Source organism: Secundilactobacillus malefermentans DSM 5705 = KCTC 3548 (genome assembly GCF_001436395.1).
GTDB lineage: Bacteria > Bacillota > Bacilli > Lactobacillales > Lactobacillaceae > Secundilactobacillus > Secundilactobacillus malefermentans.
In genome coordinates this window covers 1-18590 of sequence record NZ_AZGJ01000035.1, presented here as the reverse complement: position 1 = coordinate 18590, position 18590 = coordinate 1, and the positions used below count along the sequence as shown (strand labels likewise).

Here is an 18590-nt window from a genome sequence, read left to right as displayed (position 1 = left end):
GTATTTTTTATTATATATGGATGGGTAGCGAAGTCTGGCTAAACGCGGCGGACTGTAAATCCGCTCCTTCGGGTTCGGTGGTTCGAATCCACTCCCATCCACCATTATTGGACTATAGCCAAGCGGTAAGGCAACAGGTTTTGATCCTGTCATGCGCTGGTTCGATCCCAGCTAGTCCAATAAAGATGGCTCTTTGTCAAATCCTGTTAATAGATTACCACATTGGTAGTTCATCAACAGGAAAAAGTATAGAGCCATAAAGATCAGTCACGGAGTGTGACTGATCTTTTTTTGTATTATTTAGTAAACGGTTCCATTGACATTGCGAGGTTATTTAGATATTGTCAAAATAGAATTCTAAGATAGGGGCTGATTTTGATGAAACTTGGATTTATTGGTGTTGGCGGTATGGCACAGGCAATTATTAAAGGATTGCTAGCAAGCAAAACAGTGACAAATAAGGATATTTTTGTTCACAGTGCTCACCAGACGTATCAGAAATTTGCTTCAATTGCGAATGTAACTGCTGTAGATTCTAACACGGCGGTTGTTAAACACAGTGACGTTATTGTGCTGTCAGTGACCCCCAACGCTGCCAAGCCTGTCCTTAAAGAGATTCGTGAGGCTTTAGAACATCAAGATAAAGTACTTGTTTCAATTGTCGCTGGACTAACAATTAACCAAATAGAAGAAATGACCAATTATAACCTACCAATTTTACGAACATTACCTAATTTGAACGTTCAGATTGGTGCAGGAATGACTGCTGTAAAGGCGAGTGAAAATTTAACAGGTCAGCAAAAGCAAAACATTGTGGGAATTTTTGAGGCAGTTGGCATGACTACTGAAATGCCCGAAGATCAATTTGATACTTTCAGTGCGCTAGCTGGATCTTCTCCGGCCTATATCTACTTTTTCATTGATGCATTGAGTCGAGCTGGCGTTAAACACGGATTAAACAAGCGCGAGGCAACCAAAATTGCAGCCCAGGCGACTTTGGGATCAGCTCAAATGATTTTAAAGTCTGATAAAGTACCATTTGAACTTGTGGATCAAGTATCTTCTCCAGGAGGTAGCACTGTTGCTGGACTATTGGCAATGGAGGAGGCTGGTTTCATGACCGCCGTGGTTAAGGGAATCGATGCCACAATTGAGCGAAACAACGAGTGATACCAATTTAAACTTGCATATTTGGTCTATACCGATATATAATTAGGTTAATTATTAAGCTAATTAGGAGGATTCAAATGAGTACAGTCTTGAAGCATGCGGTCATTTATACTGGAGTAGAAGTTATCAAAAACGGTTATATTCGATTTGGAAAGTCAATCGAAGCAATCGGAAATATGGCTGATTATCAGGCAGAAGCCGACGATGACATTGTTATTGCCACTAACAAAATTGTTGTGCCAGGCTTTATTGACGTTCACAGCCACGGAGGCTATGGATTTGACGCGATGGACGGAGACCCTGACCAAATAGACCAGATGGTGAATAAAATGGTTCTGGAGGGTATTACGAGCCTTTTTCCAACAACAATGACGCAATCTAATGAAAAATTAGATCATGCGATGCGTGGAATTGCCTTAGCTGCTGAAAAAAACCCGGTTATTCAAGGAATTCATTTGGAAGGTCCGTTTATTGCGGCAATCTTTAAAGGAGCGCAACCAGAAAAGTATATTAAAGATCCCGATGTTGCGTTATTAGACAATTGGAACAAATTGTCTGGTAATCGCGTCAAGCTGATAACCTATGCACCTGAAGATACTGGCGCACGGGCATTTGAAAATTACTGCTTGACGCATCATATTGTGCCTTCCGTTGGTCACTCTAATGCAACGCGGGAACAGCTACTCCATAGCAAGGCGACTCATGTCACTCATTTATATAACGCACAACGAGAGTTTAAGCACCGTGAGCCAGGTGTGACTGGCCACGCGATGTTAGAGGATAACATGTACGCAGAACTAATTTGCGATGGATTCCATATTGTCCCAGATATGATTAAATTAGCATTTGACCAAAAGGGTGCAGACAAAATCGAATTGGTTACTGACTCGATGCGTGCTAAGGGAATGCCTGAGGGCGAAAGTGAACTTGGCGGGCAGAAAGTAATTGTTAAAGATAAGCAAGCAAGACTAGAAAGTGGTAATCTGGCAGGCTCAGTCCTTCAATTTCAGGATGCCTTCAGAAATATGATTCGTTTTACTGGGTGCAGCGTGTCAGATGCTGTTAAAATGAGTTCAGTTAACCAAGCGAAGGAATTCAATCTTGAGAATAAGGGAACTTTGGAAGTTGGCAAGGATGCCGATATCAATGTTTTTGATTCCCAGTTGAATCTGGAAGAAACCTTTAGTTATGGGCGACAATTTAATAACAAATAAGAAGTTTGATAGAAGAGAGTGTGGAAAATGAGTTCGCCAATTTATATTCAAATTCATAATGATATTCGAAAAGCCATTGAAGCTGGGAAATGGGCAATTGGTGATCGAATCCCATCGGAAAGGGAGCTCGCGATTACGTTTGGTGTCAGTCGAATGACACTACGACAAGCGGTTCAAACCTTAGTTGATGAAGGAATCCTTGAACGTCATGTGGGTTCTGGAACTTATGTTGCCAATCAAAAAGTGCAAGAAAAGATGTCAGGAGTTACCGGTTTTACTGACTTAATGGTTGCACAAGGGAAGGTACCAACCAGCAAGACGATTACGTATCATCTGATGTCTCCCTCTTTGAGTGAGATGGAGAAGTTACAGTTGAATGATGGGGATGAAGTCCTCAGAATGGAACGGATTCGATACGGTGATGATATTCCGATATGTTTTGAAGTTGCGACTGTTCCGGCTGCTCTTGTTAATGGCTTGTCTAAGAGTGAAGTAACGGAATCTCTTTATCGTGCACTTGAAGATAAAGAGCATCTCGTGATAGGGAAAGCCCAGCAGACAGTTTCAGCAATGTCTGCAGCAGAACGAATTGCAGAATATTTGGATATCAAACGTGGTGAAGCAATTTTGCGACTGAGACAGGTGTCTTATTTGCAAGATGGGCGACCATTTGAATACGTGAGAACACAATATGTTGGCGAACGATTTGAGTTCTACTTAGAAAAATAATTAAAAAATGGAACCTAATTCTCGAAATGAGGATTGGGTTCCATTTTTTAGGTATCTTAATTATTAAAAGCGTTATTTTGATTTTTTAACTTTAAGCAGGTATTTTGGTAAGCTCAATAAACGTTTGGCCCGTTTGGGATCGGTTAATCCCCGGTAAAGCCACTCCAAATGGTGATCTTGCCAGAACTTGGGTGCTCGGATTACGTGGCCAGACAAGACATCGAAACTACCACCTATGCCAATCCAAAGGCCATTGTTGACGTGGCGATACTTAGCAATGAGATTCTCTTGTTTTGGAAATCCAAGTGCAACAAAAACAAGATCTGGTTGCGACTCTTTAATGTCATTGATAATTGGGGCCTCATTATCGAAGTATCCGTCATGAATGCCAGCAATAACTAAGTTAGGGTATGTTTTTGTCAGGACTTTTTTTAAATCTAAAATAACTTTTGGTTTTGCTCCGAGAAAGTAGGCGGACTTATGTTGATCATTGCCCCATTTTAATAGCGATAAAAATGTGTCATATCCAGTGATTCGTTCTTGCAGTGGCTGGTTTAACATCTGAGTCCCTTTAATAATGCCGATACCATCAGGTGTAACGTAATCAGCATCCTTAATAGTGGCTGCATAGTCAGGGTGACTATCCGCATACATCACAATTTCAGGATTTGCGGTCACGACAAACGTATTTTTTCTTTCGTCAATATCCTGTGTAAGTTGATGAATAAACTTGGCGTTTGTCGTATTTATAAATGAAACCCCTAAAACATTGACGACTGGAAAATGTGATTTCAAATCAGAAACATCCTTTCGCGAACAAAATTCGAGTTTGAGAAACTGACGGTCTCCCTAAATAATGATAAAATGTATCTTATAATAATTAAACAGTAATTAACTAAGGGAGAAGCTAACGATGGCAGAACAATATCTGGATGATAGCATAACATTACACACTGATGCTTATGAGTTAAGTATGATTCAAACCTATTTTAAAGAGGGTATTCAGGACAAGCAAGCGGTATTTGAAGTGTTTTTCCGAAAAATGCCGTTCGAAAATGGTTATGCAGTTTTTGCTGGATTGGAACACATTGTCCAGTATATTGAAAATTTAAAGTTTTCGAAGAGTGATATTGATTATTTAGCCAGTACCGGAAACTACCCAGCCGACTTTATTCAATATTTGAAAAATTTCAAATTTAAGGGAACAATCCGTTCAGCCGTTGAAGGAGAATTAGTTTTTGAGAATGAACCAATTCTTCAGGTTGAAGGGCCACTTGCAGACTGTCAGCTAATCGAAACGGTCTTGCTTAATATTATCAACTATCAAACCCTAATTGCAACCAAAGCTGCAAGAATTCGCTCAGTAGCTGGTGACGATGCGCTTATGGAATTTGGTAGCCGACGAGCCCAAGAACTTGATGCCGCAATTTGGGGGACTAGAGCTGCGTATATTGGCGGTTTTGATGCAACGTCAAATATGCGAGCAGGAAAAATTTTTGGTATCCCCGTTAGTGGAACCCACGCGCATTCATTGGTTCAAACCTATCACAACGATTATGACGCGTTTAAAGCTTACGCCGAAACTCACAGAGACTGTGTTTTCCTTGTTGATACGTATGACACAATCAAGAGTGGCGTACCTAGTGCCATAAAGGTCGCCAAAGAAATGGGTGACAAGATTAATTTTCAAGGAGTTCGGATCGATTCTGGCGATATGGCGTACCTCTCCAAACAAGTTCGAGAGCAATTGGATGAAGCTGGATTTAAAGACGCCAAAATTTATGCGTCAAACGACCTAGACGAAAAGACAATCATGTCCTTGAAAATGCAGCATGCAAAAATTGATGTATGGGGCGTTGGTACAAAATTGATCACTGCCTTTGATCAACCAGCTTTAGGTGCTGTTTATAAACTTGTTGCTGTGGCTAACAAGGACGGTCAGCTCGAGGACACGATTAAGCTTTCAAATAATGCTGAAAAGGTGTCAACACCTGGTAGAAAGCAAGTTTGGCGGATTACCAAAAATAAGGATGGTAAATCTGAGGGAGATTATTTAACGCTTTCTGATGAGGATCCAAGAACTGAGGACTCTCTTTACATGTTCCATCCCCAATACATTTATATCAACAAAACCGTGACGGACTTCAAAGCACGGCCAATTCTGCAGACAATTTACGATCAGGGAAAGTTAGTTTATGACTTACCAAAATTGACGGAAGTTCGCCAGTTTTGTCGGCAGAATCTTGATGCACTTTGGCCGGAATACAAGCGAGATTTAAATCCTGAAGATTATCCAGTAGATTTATCACAAGATTGTTGGGATAATAAAGCACGAATTATCAAGGAAGTTCATGATTATGTTCGTAATTTAAAATTTTAGTAAGGAGTGACATATTTGAGAAAGCAGCAAGCTGAAATTATCAGTGCGTTACACGTTTTGCCTGAAATTGATCCTCAAAAAGAGATTCGCCGAAGTGTCGATTTCTTAAAGGCCTATTTAACAAAGAATTCATTTCTTAAATCACTCGTTCTTGGAATTTCAGGTGGGCAAGATTCAACCCTAGCTGGTATCCTATCTCAAACGGCGATTACTGAAATTCGAAATGAGACCGGAGATAGCGATTACCAATTTTACGCCGTCAGGTTACCATATGGGAAGCAGGCAGATGAAGCAGATGCAATGGCTGCCATTAAGGTTATGAAACCTGATCAAGTTCTCAGAATTGATATTCAGGCGATGACTGACGCGACCGAAGCAGCAGTTGCTGAAAATCAAATGCCGATTAGTGATTTTAATAAGGGAAATGTAAAAGCACGACAGCGAATGGTTGCGCAATATGCAATTGCAGGCGAGGTCCACGGTGCCGTCGTAGGAACCGATCACGCTGCTGAATCCGTCACTGGTTTCTACACTAAATTTGGCGATGGTGCTGCTGACGTAACGCCCCTTTGGCGACTGGATAAGCGTCAAGGCAAGCTGATGCTTAAAGAGCTCGGCGTTCCCGCTAAACTATATGAAAAAGTACCAACTGCTGATTTGGAGGATAATCGTCCTGCATTACCAGATGAAGTGGCATTGGGAGTTACCTATCAAGAAATAGACGATTACTTGGAAGGAAAGGAAATTAAAGAAAAGGCTGCACAAACAATTGAAAATTGGTATGCTAAGACTCAACATAAACGACACCTTCCAATTACCGTTTATGATGAATTTTGGAAATAATGTTCTTGCGTGCATCAGACCGTACTCACGAAATAAAACTTAGGAGGATCTCTAAATGAACAAATCCCAACCGTGGTATCAGCAAACTGTCGATCAAACACTTACCGAGTTAAAAGCCCAAGTGGGTGGACTGACCGAAAAAGAGGTTGAGCAACGACGAGTGGAATCTGGTTTTAATGAACTTGCTGCGAAAAAGCAAACAACGCTCTTTCAAAAATTCATTGAACAATTTAAAGATTTAATGATTATTGTTTTAATTGTGGCGGCGATTATCGCTGGTATTTCAGGAGAACACGTGGATGCCATGATTATTTTGGCGGTTGTTATTTTGAATGCCATCTTTGGTGTTTTTCAAGAATCAAAGGCCGAAGAAGCCATCAATGCCTTAATGGAGATGTCTGCACCCATTGCCCACGTTGAACGTGATGGCAAAGTGACGACTGTTAAAAGTCGGGAACTGGTTCCTGGAGATCTTGTTTATCTAGAAGCCGGCGATATTGTTCCAGCAGATATGAGACTCATTTCTGCGGTTTCAATGCGAGTCGAGGAAGCTGCATTGACTGGTGAATCAGTCCCAGTTAGTAAGCAAACGGATGCTATTATGGACGACAACTTGTCATTAGGTGACCGTAAAAACATGGCATTTATGAATGCCAACATCACTGCCGGAAAAGGGAGTGGTGTGGTAGTTGGAACTGGAATGAAAACTGAAGTTGGTAAAATCGCCGGTATGATTGATGCTGCAAAAGAAATGCAAACACCACTTCAGCAAAATCTGACGCAACTTGGTAAATGGCTGACAGGATTAATTCTGATTATTGCAGCAGTGATCTTCGGAATTGGGTTACTTAGAGGCGAAGAAACAGTGATCGATATGCTGTTGACGGCAATTTCATTAGCTGTCGCTGCTATTCCAGAAGGATTACCAGCTATCGTAACGGTTACTTTGGCTCTCGGTACTCAGAGAATGGCCAAGCGCCACGCATTAATTAGAAAATTGCCAGCTGTTGAAACGCTTGGAAGCACAGATATTATTGCTTCTGATAAAACTGGTACCTTGACTCAAAATAAAATGACAGTTGAAAAAAGTTATTTAAATGGTCAATTAACAGATGTTAAAGATACAAAAATTGCTAAAAATAGTTGGCTTGCTAAAGTCATGGTCCTCAGTAATGATACGAAATTTACTGATGAGGGTCTTGCAGGTGATCCGACTGAAACTGCCTTAGTCCAGTACTTCTTGAACCAGGACGAGTCGGTTGATGATATCGTTCAGGAGAATAAGAGAATTGCAGAGTTGCCTTTTGATTCGGAACGAAAGTTAATGTCAACCTTTAATCAAACGACGGATGGCAAAATTGTACAGATGGCAAAAGGGGCACCTGACCAACTCTTAAAACGAGTGACTCAAATTGACGACAATGGAATCGTCAGAGAAATTACTGACGCAGACAAAGCGGCAATTTTATCAGCTAATCACGAATTTGCGACTCAAGCACTTCGCGTCTTGTCCTTTGCCTATCGACCAGTAGATGCTGTTCCAAATCCTTTGAATTCAGAAAATGCGGAAAAAGAATTAATTTTTGTCGGACTCGTAGGAATGATTGATCCGGAGCGTCCAGAAGTTGCCGGTGCAGTGGAAGAGGCGAAATCAGCCGGTATCAGACCAATTATGATTACGGGTGATCATCGGGACACTGCCTCTGCAATTGCCCAGCGACTTGGAATAATAAATGAGACTGAAGACCATGCAGTTATTACGGGTGCTGAGTTGGATGAATTATCTGATGCAGACTTTAAAAAACAGGTCTCAAACTATTCAGTTTATGCGCGAGTTTCTCCTGAACATAAAGTTCGGATTGTGAACGCTTGGCAATCTAAAGGAAAAGTCGTTGCAATGACTGGTGATGGTGTTAATGATGCACCTTCCCTAAAAGCGGCAGATATTGGAATTGGAATGGGAATCACGGGTACTGAAGTTTCTAAGGGTGCCAGCGACATGGTTCTTGCCGATGATAATTTTTCAACGATTGTGATTGCAGTTGAAGAGGGCCGAAAAGTCTTCTCAAATATTCAAAAGGCGCTTCAGTACCTATTATCAGCTAACTTGGGAGAGGTACTAACCCTTTTCGTGATGACGTTAATGGGATGGCAAATTTTGGCGCCAGTCCAAATATTATGGATTAACTTAGTAACAGATACTTTCCCAGCAATTGCCTTGGGAGTTGAACCAGCCGAACCAGATATCATGAAGCGAAAACCGCGTGGAAGAAAATCGAATTTCTTCTCCGGTGGTGTTTTTGGAAATATCCTCTATCAGGGAATTTTAGAAGGCCTGATTACTTTAGGCGTTTACTGGTTTGCCATTAGTTTCCCAGTCCATGCTAACGAGTCACTGGCTCATGGAGATGCGCTTACAATGGCCTTTGCCACACTTGGATTAATCCAACTTTTCCATGCATTTAACTCCAAAACGGTTCGTCAATCCATTTTCAAGGTTGGCCTATTCCGGAATAAAGCGTTCAACTGGGCAATCCTATTGGCGTTCATACTACTCGGAGTGACGATTCTAGTTCCAGGTTTCAATAATCTATTCCATGTGACAAGCTTGACCATGATTCAATGGGTAACGGTGCTAATTGCCGGAGTTTCAATCATAGTCATTGTGGAAATTGTAAAATTAGTTCAACGACTTTTTGAAAAGTCTTAAAAGAGGAGCGCGACAATATGAAACCAACAGCAATGAGTGCTTATTTTCCGGTTTTATCAGATGTTTTAACGAAAACGGATGAAATGGGCGAAAAGATGAGTACAGATTTCACTGAACTACGAAAAGCGATTGATGATGGAAAGTTAAGCGAGGTTGCGGCTGATCGTCTAACAGCTATCAAAGCAAATTTTCAAGTAGGAACTGATACTTACGCTGAAAACGTTAATCGTTTGGAGCAAGCTAGTGTACCAGTGAGAATCCTTGGAAAGCATAAACAGTTAGTAGCTGCCTATAGAAACTACGCAACTGCTTGTCAGCAAATGGTAGATGCGATCGACGTTGAAAATGCTAATGTTGATGAAAAAGCATTCAATGAATCTGAAAAGACACAAGAAAATATGATGGATAAAGTGAGCCTGTATGCACAGCGAATCATGGCGTCTACAATGTAAAAATAGATGGTCGACTCATTCATAATGGGTTGACTGTTTTTTATGAGGAGAAGAATTCATGGATGAGCAGTTAGTAAACAAAGTACAGCAGTTGTTATCAAAATATCGCCCGCAACAAGTTAAAAGTACGTTAACGATGCTGGATGAGGGGAATACAGTGCCCTTTATTGCAAGGTATCGGAAGGAAAAGACGGGGAGTTTGGATGAAGTTCAAATTCGTGAAATTCAATCAACCTTCAACCAGGTTGAAAAGCTGGAGAAGCGCAAGCAGGAAGTTAAAAATCAAATTACGGCACAAGAAAAACTAACACCTGCTCTAGCAAAGCAAATTGAGGCTGCTGAGACACTGCAGCTAGTTGAGGATATTTACCTACCCTACAAGCAAAAACGCCGGACAAAGGCGCAAAAGGCCAAAGAAGCAGGCTTAACCCCACTAGCTGAATGGGTTCTTAGATTCCAACAAGCCAGTGTTGAGGTTGAAGCCCAAAAATACGTGAATCCAGACATGAAAATTGAAACGGTCGATGATGCGCTTGCAGGACTTCATGAAATCCTAACTGAAGCAATCGGAGAACGTCCACAGTTTAAGGAATGGATCCGGAACTACACGAATAGCAAGGCTGAGCTAGTGACCAAGGTAAAATCTAAAGGTGCTGAAAAAGATGAAAATGGTGTCTACGAGACCTACTATGATTTTCAGTCCAAATTGAACAAGTTGAGCAGCTATCAAGTATTAGCAATTAATCGGGGTGAAGAGTCTGGCGTCCTGTCAGTATCTGTAAAAGTTGAAACCGATGCAATTGACCATTACCTACATTTTCAATTAATTGGAAACAAAAAGGGACCAGCGGTAGATGTCGTTAACGACGCACTTCAAGATGCTTATAAACGATTCATTGGTCCCACAATTGAACGAGAAATTCGGCGTGAACTTACGGAGATGGCGTCAGAACATGCAATTGATGTATTCGGAAATAATCTTTATCATTTACTGATGCAGTCGCCAATGAAAAATCGAGTTGTCTTAGGATTTGATCCGGCTTATCGAACTGGATGTAAATTGGCAATACTCGATCCCAATGGTAAATTTCTAGCTAAAAAAGTAATTTACCCTCACAAACCGGCTTCCATCGCAAAGCGGCAGGCAGCGGCTGGGGAATTTACTGACCTATTGGAGAAGTATAAAGTCGAAATTATTGCGATTGGCAACGGAACTGCAAGTCGTGAATCGGAGCAATTTGTTTCGGATATCATTAAAAAACTTGATCACAAGGTATCGTACGTTATTGTGAATGAAGCAGGTGCATCAGTTTATTCTGCTAGTAAAGTTGCCAGAAATGAGTTTCCCAAATTTAACGTTGAAGAACGTTCTGCTGTCAGCATTGGCCGCCGACTTCAAGATCCACTTTCCGAGTTGATAAAAATCGATCCCAAGGCGGTTGGAGTGGGCCAATATCAACATGATGTTGCGCAGGGACAGCTGGATGATAAATTGGATCAAGTAGTCGAAACCGCTGTAAACCAGGTTGGTGTCAATGTGAATACGGCTAGTCTAGAGTTACTTACGCACATTTCAGGATTAACCAAAACGACAGCTAAAAATATTGTGACGTATCGGAACGAGAACGGGACGTTTACCAGTCGACTACAATTAAAAAAAGTTCCTAGATTAGGACCAAAAGCTTATGAGCAATCTGTTGGGTTTTTGAGAATTATTGATGGTGATAATCCGCTGGATAATACCGACATTCATCCAGAAAGCTATCCAATTGCTAAGAAAATTATTTATAAACTTAAAATAGATTTGTCAAAATTAAATGGTCAGAACTTGGTAAACGCTGATCACGTACAGGTGACAGAACTGGGTACTGAATTAAATGCGGGTGAAGAAACGATTTCCGATATTATAGAAAGTTTGAATCGTCCTGGACGAGATTTACGAGATGATATGCCAGCACCAATTTTGAGAACCGATGTCTTGACAATGGCTGATTTGAAACCGGGGATGCAGTTACAAGGTGCAGTCCGGAACGTGATCGATTTTGGCGCATTTGTTGATATTGGGGTTAAACAGGATGGACTCGTTCATATTTCTCATTTGACCAAAAAGTTTATTTCAAAGCCGAGTGATGTCGTCTCAGTAGGTGATATTGTAACCGTGTGGGTTTTGGATGTGGACAGCAAACGCAATCGGATTCAGTTAACCATGGTGGATCCTTCAAAGGAAGCCCAGAATGTCAAATGAGGAATTACAGCAATTAGTTCAGAAAATTTCAATTGATTATTTTAAAAAGCCATTTCAACATACGGCGAATTTTAATAACCGACTAAAAACCACGGGTGGACGCTATCACTTAAATGATCATCATATTGATATTAATCCTAGGATATTGTCAGAGTTTGGGATGGAATGCCTTATTGGCACAATCAAACATGAGCTTTGTCACTATCATTTGCACTTAGCTGGACAAACTGGTGGTCATGGGACGAGAGCCTTTAAACAACTATTGTCAGAGGTTCACGGGCTACGATACTCACCAATTAGACCAACTGGACAACGAGCGGTGAGATACCTCTATCAGTGTGTGAATTGTGGCCAAAATTATCCACGTAAGCGGCGAATTGATTTAACTCGTTTTGCTTGTAGTCGCTGTCATCATAAGCTACGGTTGGTCAAACAGAGTGCTTGATTTTGAGTCAGTTTAAAAAAATCCAATTATTTTATCGCTAGAGCTATTGTCATCAGAGTTAATTTTTGATATAGTGGTTCTTGTTGATATGCGGCCATGGCGGAATTGGCAGACGCGCAAGATTAAGGATCTTGTCGGGATTATCCCGGTGGAAGTTCGAGTCTTCTTGGCCGCATTACGTAAAGGGTTGAACCTAAATGGTTCAACCCTTTTTTCGTTTCTTAAATTAGGTTAAAGCTTATCGTAAAACAATATTTATTTATTGATAAACGATAAGCTTCAGAATATGATGAGAACGAAAAGGGGATGGCTATGATGAAAAAGCAAACATTATTTTTAAGAATTGCATTGATAATCCTTTCGCTGGCGATTGTCGGTATGGTTGGGGGTCTCATTCCTGTCGCAATTCTAATTGGAATTATTTCAGATTGGTCCCAATTCACTTATCAATGGGCATACATTGGATTGGCTCTGGAAATTGAATTAACGGTTATCGCATTTCTATTTGCTGTCAGTCAGGTTTGGTTAATCTTAAATCAGATTGAGAAACGCCGGGTTTTCACGGAACTGACAATTAAACCGATTAAGCGAATTAAGTATGCAAGTTTATTTGTGTTTCTATTGTTTGTTGTTGGGGCGCCAATTGCCTTTTTTGTGGCACAAGCGGAGGACGCGCCAGGTATCGTACTCATGGACTTTCTGGTTGCTTTAGCTGGGGCAACGATGACGGTATTCTCGGCTGTTTTGCAGAAATTACTTTCTGAAGCAATAACCTTTAAAAAAGAAAATGAACTAACAGTCTGAGGTGATGAAAATGGATATTGTGGTTAATTTGGACGTTATGTTAGCAAAAAGAAAGATGAGTATGACCGAACTATCTGAAAAAGTTGGCATTACCCTGGCAAATTTATCAATCTTGAAAACCGGTAAGGCAAAAGCAATTCGATTTTCGACACTTTCAGCAATTTGTGAAGCTTTAAACTGTCAACCGGGTGATCTTTTGGAATATCGGTCAGTGAAATAGTCTTAAATGTTATTCCGATGCGTAAATATGATACAATCTCATAGAGGTGACATTATGAATCGGGAAGCAAAAATTATTTCCCTCGTCAATCGCGAAAGGAAAGTCGAAGTTAGTAGACTTGCTGAAGTTTTCGATGTTTCGCAAGTGACGATTAGAAAAGATTTAATTCATTTAGAAGAAATGGGATTCGTTAAACGCCACCATGGTAGCGTTGTTTTAAATAACTCCGATGATACTCAAGTTCGATTATCGTCTCGCTATGAGGAAAAATTACGAATTGCAAGTAAAGCAGTAGAATTGGTTTCTGATAACGAAACCATTATGATTGAAAATGGATCAACTTGTGCGTTGTTTGCAAGTGAAGTTGCCTCCCAAAAAAGAGGCGTTACGATTATTACTAATTCTGCCTTTATTGCAACGTACATTCGTAAACTTAAGAACGTAAAAATTGTTTTGCTGGGGGGCGAATATCAAAAATCGGCCCAAGTAAATGTTGGCCCGATGGTGGAGCAAATGGCTTCGAGTTTTTACGTTGATAAATTTTTTGTTGGTGTTGATGGAATCGATCCAACTCGCGGATTTACAAATAGTGATCTAGGCAGAAGCGAAGCGGCCAGGGGGATGATGCGTCATGCAAGCAAGACGTTTGTCTTAAGTGACGCAACAAAGTTTAGCAGCCCAGGAACGGTTCGAGAATTTGATTTTACAGATGTCGAAGCACTTTATACGGATGATTCCGTGCAAGATTCTGGAAGAGACTTAATGAAACAAAACCATCTAAATTTAATTGTTGTCTAAAAGGTAGGAGACGAAGATGATTAAAAACTTTATTTTTGATATAGATGGCACCTTACTTGATACCGAGAAAATGTACATGTTATCGCTGCAGGATGTGTTGAACAAGCGGGGGATTAACCGTGACTATACTGAATTAGTTGCAACGTTTGGAATTCCAGGCGATGATGCGCTTAAAATTTTAAAGATACCTGAGAATCTGATTCCAGATATTTTGGAAGAATGGGCTAATCGAATTCCCGCTCATCAGGATGAGGTGCATCTTTTCTCTGGAATTGAGGAAATGCTCAGTAAGTTAAGCCAAAGGCCGAACACGGAACTCGCCATCATGACGTCAAAGAGAAAGTTTGAATTTGATCGGGATATTGTGCCACTTGGAATTGATAAGTATTTTTCCAAATTTGTTTTCTTTGATGATACGAAAAGAGGCAAGCCAGCACCAGATCCAATTATATTGGCAGTTAAGCGACTGGACGCCAAGTTTGATGAGACGATTTATATCGGTGATACACCATACGATATGCAAGCGGCACATGCAGCAAATGTTGCTTTTGGTCTAGTGACCTGGGGCAATAATCCGCATGCAAAAATGGCCGGTGCCGAATTTAAAATAGATGATCCAACCGAATTACTGACTCTATGAAAATGAATTTGTAAGCGACCGCTACCTGTGGGTTGCTTTTTTATTTTCATGTGAACTTCAAACTACTTTCAAATGAAAGCAGTGGAACTTTTCAAAAGTAAGCCATTTCATTACACTTCCAAAAACTTCCGCAAAACGCTGATGTAGTGTGGATGTAAGCGCTGTATTATGCTATATTATATGAGGACATTAACGATCCGTTTCAGACTAAAAAATGAGTTATTTATTTTTTACATCGGAAATGTAAGCCTATTCATTATGAATGACTTTATTGAAAGCAATTATTATTTTAAATGTTGGTGTCAAAACTAATCAAAGGAGGTGTCAAAATGTTAGCAATTATTGTTGCAAGTCACGGTAATTTTGCAAAGGGAATTCTACAATCAGCTACCATGATTTTTGGGAAGCAAGAGAAGGTTGAAACAGTGACCTTTGAACCTACTGAAGGACCAGATGACTTGATTGCAAAGTATAATGCCGCACTAGCAAAGTTTGACAAAGATGACCAAGTTTTGTTCTTGGTTGACCTTTGGGGTGGCTCACCATTTAATGCAGCAAGTCGAATTGTAGCGGAACATTTAGATACGATGGCGCTTATGACGGGGTTAAACTTGCCAATGCTCATTGAATCATATACCGTTCGGGATCAAGATTTGAGCAAGGTTGTTCCTCATTTGGAAGAAACTGCTAAGGATGGCGTCAAACATCTTGAACTTACTGAAGATGATGACGATGACGACGACTTGTTATAAGCCTGTCTCAGTTATTTGGATTTAGAAATTATTTATAGGAGGCATTCTGATGTCGTTCAAAATTAAATTAGCTCGAATTGATAATCGACTATTGCATGGTCAAGTTGCAACTGGTTGGGTTAACATGGTTAAACCTAACCGAATCTTTATCGTTTCTGATACGGTCGTTAACGATAAGTTACGTAAGACGTTGCTTGTTCAAGCAGCTCCAGCTGGTATAAAGGCAAATGTTTTAAGCGTTGACCGGATGATAAAGGCATATTCAGACGAACGTCTTGATAGCCTTGAAATTTTACTGTTGACTGAAGGTCCAAGAGATATGGAACGTTTGGTTGAAGCTGGTGTCAGTATTCCAGAAATCAACGTTGGAAATATGACTTTTGAAGAGGGCAAAACCATTATCGCATCTAACTTATCAGTTAACGATGATGATGTTGCTGCATTTAAAGATTTAAATGAACATGGTAGTAAATTGTCACGTCAACAGGTACCTGGTGATTCAGCTGTTGATGTAATGGGATTACTTAAAAAGGCTGATCTATAGCCACTAATAATTTTAAAAGGGATGAAATAAATGAGTGCGATATCAGTAATATTATTACTAATCGTTGCCTTTCTTGCCGGGGTCGATGTTGTCCTTGACGAATGGGAATTGGCACAACCACTAATTGCTTGTACATTAGTTGGTTTGGCACTTGGAGATGTTTCATCAGGTATTTTACTTGGTGGACAACTTCAATTAATTGCAATTGGATGGATGAATATTGGTTCGGCAATTCCACCGGACGCTGCACTAGCATCAATCGTATCTGCTGTTCTAGTTTGTGGACCTGCAAACCTAAGTGTTTCAAATGGTATTGCAATTGCCATTCCATTGGCCGTTGCTGGACAAGTTTTGAACATCTTCGTTCGTTCACTTATTGTTTTGATGGCTCACGTTGTTGATAGCCGTGCAAAAGCTGCAGATATTAAGGGAATTGATGGCATTCACTACTTGGATATGGTGATTCAAGGATTAAGAATTGCTATTCCAACGTACATTGTTACAATCGTTAGCCCACAAGCAGTTCAAGGGGCATTGAATGCAATTCCTAAGGTTATTACTAAGGGACTTTCAATTGCCGGTGGCTTCGTGGTTGTTGTCGGATTTGCGATGGTTATCAATATGATGGCTAACAATGAAGTATGGCCATTCTTCTTCATTGGTTTCGTATTAGCTGCAATTACTAAGTTAAACCTAATTGCCTTTGGTATTTTAGGGGTCTGCATTGCCTTAATTTATGTCAAGCTTTCTCCACGATTCAATGCACAATCAACTGTTGTTGAAGGTGCTGCTGGTGAAGAAACAAGTTCGGGTGGCGACGATATTGATCGCGCCCTAGATGAATTATAGAGGGGTGAGACTAATGGCTGATAATGAAACTGTAGAAAAGCAAAAAAGATTAACCCATGGTGACATGGTTAAAACATTTTGGCGTGCTGGTTTCCTTCAAGGTTCATGGAACTATGAACGTGTACAAAACGTTGGATTCTGTTTCCAAATGATTCCAACGATCAAACGGCTTTACAAGGGTGATGACAAGGAAACTGCTGCTGCTTTGCAACGACACTTGACCTTCATGCAAACAACGCCCGTTATGACATCGTTAATCGGTGGTATTTCAATGGCTATGGAAGAAGAACGTGCAAATGGTAAGCCTATTGATGATGCAACCATTGCCAGTGTTAAAGTTGGTACTATGGGACCAATGGCTGGTGTCGGAGATCCTATTTTCTGGGGAACAATTCGACCAGTTATCGCATCCTTTGCTGCTAGTTTGGCACTCTCAGGTTCTGGCCTTTTAGCACCAATTATTTTCTTTGTTGCTTGGAACGCCATTCGTTTGGCATCCCGTTGGTATCTTCAAAAGATTGGTTACGATCAAGGAACCAACATTGTTGCTAACTTAGGTGGAAGTTTGATTCAAAAACTAACAACTGGTGCTTCAATCCTTGGTATGTTTATCATGGGTGTGTTAGTTCCTCGTTGGACGACCATTAACTTCCCACTTGTTATTTCTAAGGCTACTGTTAACGGCAAAACCACTGTAATGACCTTACAAGGAATTTTCGATGAATTACTTCCTGGTTTGATTCCATTACTTTTGACATTCATGTGTATCTGGTTACTTCGGAAGAAAATGAATGCGATTTGGTTAATCTTCTTGATGTTCGCCATTGGTATCTTTGGCTACTGGATCGGATTATTAGGATAGAATGGTGTGAGTAAACTTGTTTAATCAAATTAATGAACTGAGTATTAAGGCTAACTATTTTCCAAACCAAATTAAGGCGCTACATGGCAATTTAGTTTTAGGAAACATTGGGCTTGAATTTAAGCCTGATTGGTCAATGAATGGGGTGCAAATCCCGTATGATCAAATTGCTAAAATACAAGTTCAAGTCATTTTCAAAAAGTGGTTTCGCGGATTCTTCGTTTTAACCAAAAATGGTCAACGGATTCAGTTCTTGACCCGAGATACCAAACGAGTCATTCACGTCCTCAATCGGAAAATGGATCATCAACTCATTACCGTTTATCGAGGGTCGCTTAGTTTCAAATCAATGTTCAGGAAACCAAAGGGGCGAGCTAAAAAGTGACGGTAACGAAGGCTTACTTAGAAGTTAATGCAAGAAAAGGGAATCGATTCTTGCTGTCGGATAGTCAGGGACAAAGGCTAGCTGGGGCAAAAGATCATTTCTGGTCAAGTATTTGGAATTCATTTTTAGGATGGATGGTTGCAATCCCGACTTCTTTTAAAATGGAAATCAAAGGGCAAACACTCATTTTAAACTCGAAGATTCAAGTCTTTGGAAGTAAGTATGATATTTTAGTTGATGATAAATTGGTTGCAAGTTTAGCAACTCAAAATAGTAATTATAAACAACCGTATAAGGTTAACGTTGGGAGCATGGACTACACGTTGGTGCCTTACCCAGCGAATACCTATTTCGAGCTTCGAACAAGTGATTCGAGTCGGAAGGTTCTGGCGTTAAGAAGGGATGTTTCTAATCCAAGCAAGTATGTATTTGCAGTGGAAGATGAACTACCTTTATTAACGGCAGCCGGATTGTGTATGGCTATTTTAGATAGTTTTAAGAAGTAAAAGAAGCACTGACAACGAGATTGATGGGCTCTAAAAAAGTTA

Annotated in this window: 20 protein-coding genes and 3 tRNA genes; 22 read left to right on the top strand and 1 reads right to left on the bottom strand. The window is 40.3% G+C overall.

The genetic code is table 11. The features are described 5' to 3' along the window. The first annotated feature begins 18 nt into the window (after positions 1-18). From FD44_RS07180 to FD44_RS07160, 5 genes are all read left to right on the top strand, one after another. Positions 19-104 (top strand) — tRNA-Tyr (locus FD44_RS07180). 4 nt (positions 105-108) lie between these two features. Further along, a tRNA-Gln gene (locus FD44_RS07175) sits at positions 109-180 on the top strand. 198 nt (positions 181-378) lie between these two features. Continuing rightward, positions 379-1170 (top strand): pyrroline-5-carboxylate reductase, encoded by a 792-nt coding sequence (proC, locus tag FD44_RS07170; protein ID WP_010620485.1) that lies wholly within the window; start codon positions 379-381, stop codon positions 1168-1170. 77 nt (positions 1171-1247) lie between these two features. Continuing rightward, positions 1248-2384: an N-acetylglucosamine-6-phosphate deacetylase gene (gene nagA, locus FD44_RS07165; RefSeq protein WP_010620486.1), complete on the top strand. Its 1137-nt coding sequence runs from the start codon at positions 1248-1250 to the stop codon at positions 2382-2384. A gap of 27 nt (positions 2385-2411) precedes the next feature. Further along, complete coding sequence (locus tag FD44_RS07160; RefSeq protein WP_010620487.1) at positions 2412-3113, top strand: GntR family transcriptional regulator; 702 nt, start codon at positions 2412-2414, stop codon at positions 3111-3113. Between the two features lie 72 nt (positions 3114-3185). On the opposite strand, the gene FD44_RS07155 is transcribed toward FD44_RS07160, so the two are convergent. Further along, positions 3186-3908 carry a WecB/TagA/CpsF family glycosyltransferase gene (locus tag FD44_RS07155; protein WP_010620488.1) on the bottom strand — a complete coding sequence of 241 codons (723 nt, stop codon included), beginning with the start codon at positions 3906-3908 and terminating at the stop codon, positions 3186-3188. A gap of 118 nt (positions 3909-4026) precedes the next feature. Between FD44_RS07155 and FD44_RS07150 the strand changes: the two genes are divergently transcribed. From FD44_RS07150 to FD44_RS07070, 17 genes are all read left to right on the top strand, one after another. Continuing rightward, positions 4027-5493: a nicotinate phosphoribosyltransferase gene (locus FD44_RS07150; RefSeq protein WP_010620489.1), complete on the top strand. Its 1467-nt coding sequence runs from the start codon at positions 4027-4029 to the stop codon at positions 5491-5493. 15 nt (positions 5494-5508) lie between these two features. Then, positions 5509-6336 carry an ammonia-dependent NAD(+) synthetase gene (gene nadE / locus FD44_RS07145; RefSeq protein WP_010620490.1) on the top strand — a complete coding sequence of 276 codons (828 nt, stop codon included), beginning with the start codon at positions 5509-5511 and terminating at the stop codon, positions 6334-6336. A 55-nt stretch (positions 6337-6391) separates the two neighbouring features. Next, positions 6392-9046, top strand: a complete 2655-nt coding sequence (locus FD44_RS07140) for a cation-translocating P-type ATPase (RefSeq protein ID WP_010620491.1) — start codon at positions 6392-6394, stop codon at positions 9044-9046. A gap of 17 nt (positions 9047-9063) precedes the next feature. After that, complete coding sequence (locus FD44_RS07135) at positions 9064-9498, top strand: hypothetical protein (protein ID WP_010620492.1); 435 nt, start codon at positions 9064-9066, stop codon at positions 9496-9498. A gap of 58 nt (positions 9499-9556) precedes the next feature. Continuing rightward, entirely contained in the window at positions 9557-11743 is a 2187-nt protein-coding gene (locus FD44_RS07130) for a Tex family protein (protein ID WP_010620493.1), read from the top strand. Next, positions 11733-12188, top strand: coding sequence for a SprT family protein (locus FD44_RS07125; RefSeq protein WP_010620494.1), 456 nt, complete (start codon positions 11733-11735; stop codon positions 12186-12188). The genes FD44_RS07130 and FD44_RS07125 overlap by 11 nt, the downstream gene beginning before the upstream one ends. A gap of 90 nt (positions 12189-12278) precedes the next feature. Further along, a tRNA-Leu gene (locus FD44_RS07120) sits at positions 12279-12363 on the top strand. A 140-nt stretch (positions 12364-12503) separates the two neighbouring features. Beyond that, complete coding sequence (locus tag FD44_RS07115) at positions 12504-12992, top strand: DUF2975 domain-containing protein (protein WP_010620495.1); 489 nt, start codon at positions 12504-12506, stop codon at positions 12990-12992. A gap of 10 nt (positions 12993-13002) precedes the next feature. After that, positions 13003-13212, top strand: a complete 210-nt coding sequence (locus FD44_RS07110; protein WP_010620496.1) for a helix-turn-helix domain-containing protein — start codon at positions 13003-13005, stop codon at positions 13210-13212. A 54-nt stretch (positions 13213-13266) separates the two neighbouring features. After that, complete coding sequence (locus FD44_RS07105; RefSeq protein ID WP_010620497.1) at positions 13267-14010, top strand: DeoR/GlpR family DNA-binding transcription regulator; 744 nt, start codon at positions 13267-13269, stop codon at positions 14008-14010. 16 nt (positions 14011-14026) lie between these two features. Beyond that, the gene (locus FD44_RS07100; protein WP_010620498.1) at positions 14027-14650 is read left to right on the top strand and encodes an HAD family hydrolase; all 624 of its coding nucleotides are present in this window, start codon (positions 14027-14029) and stop codon (positions 14648-14650) included. Positions 14651-14979: 329 nt separating this feature from the next. After that, a complete protein-coding gene (locus FD44_RS07095) occupies positions 14980-15402 on the top strand; it encodes a PTS sugar transporter subunit IIA (protein WP_010620499.1) in 423 nt (140 codons plus the stop codon). Positions 15403-15451: 49 nt separating this feature from the next. Then, positions 15452-15946 carry a PTS sugar transporter subunit IIB gene (locus tag FD44_RS07090; protein WP_010620500.1) on the top strand — a complete coding sequence of 165 codons (495 nt, stop codon included), beginning with the start codon at positions 15452-15454 and terminating at the stop codon, positions 15944-15946. Positions 15947-15976: 30 nt separating this feature from the next. After that, the gene (locus FD44_RS07085) at positions 15977-16795 is read left to right on the top strand and encodes a PTS mannose/fructose/sorbose transporter subunit IIC (protein ID WP_010620501.1); all 819 of its coding nucleotides are present in this window, start codon (positions 15977-15979) and stop codon (positions 16793-16795) included. Between the two features lie 13 nt (positions 16796-16808). Continuing rightward, positions 16809-17657, top strand: coding sequence for a PTS system mannose/fructose/sorbose family transporter subunit IID (locus FD44_RS07080; protein WP_010620502.1), 849 nt, complete (start codon positions 16809-16811; stop codon positions 17655-17657). 16 nt (positions 17658-17673) lie between these two features. Then, complete coding sequence (locus tag FD44_RS07075; RefSeq protein WP_010620503.1) at positions 17674-18042, top strand: DUF956 family protein; 369 nt, start codon at positions 17674-17676, stop codon at positions 18040-18042. Then, positions 18039-18548, top strand: coding sequence for a hypothetical protein (locus tag FD44_RS07070; RefSeq protein ID WP_010620504.1), 510 nt, complete (start codon positions 18039-18041; stop codon positions 18546-18548). The genes FD44_RS07075 and FD44_RS07070 overlap by 4 nt, the downstream gene beginning before the upstream one ends. Positions 18549-18590 lie beyond the last annotated feature (42 nt).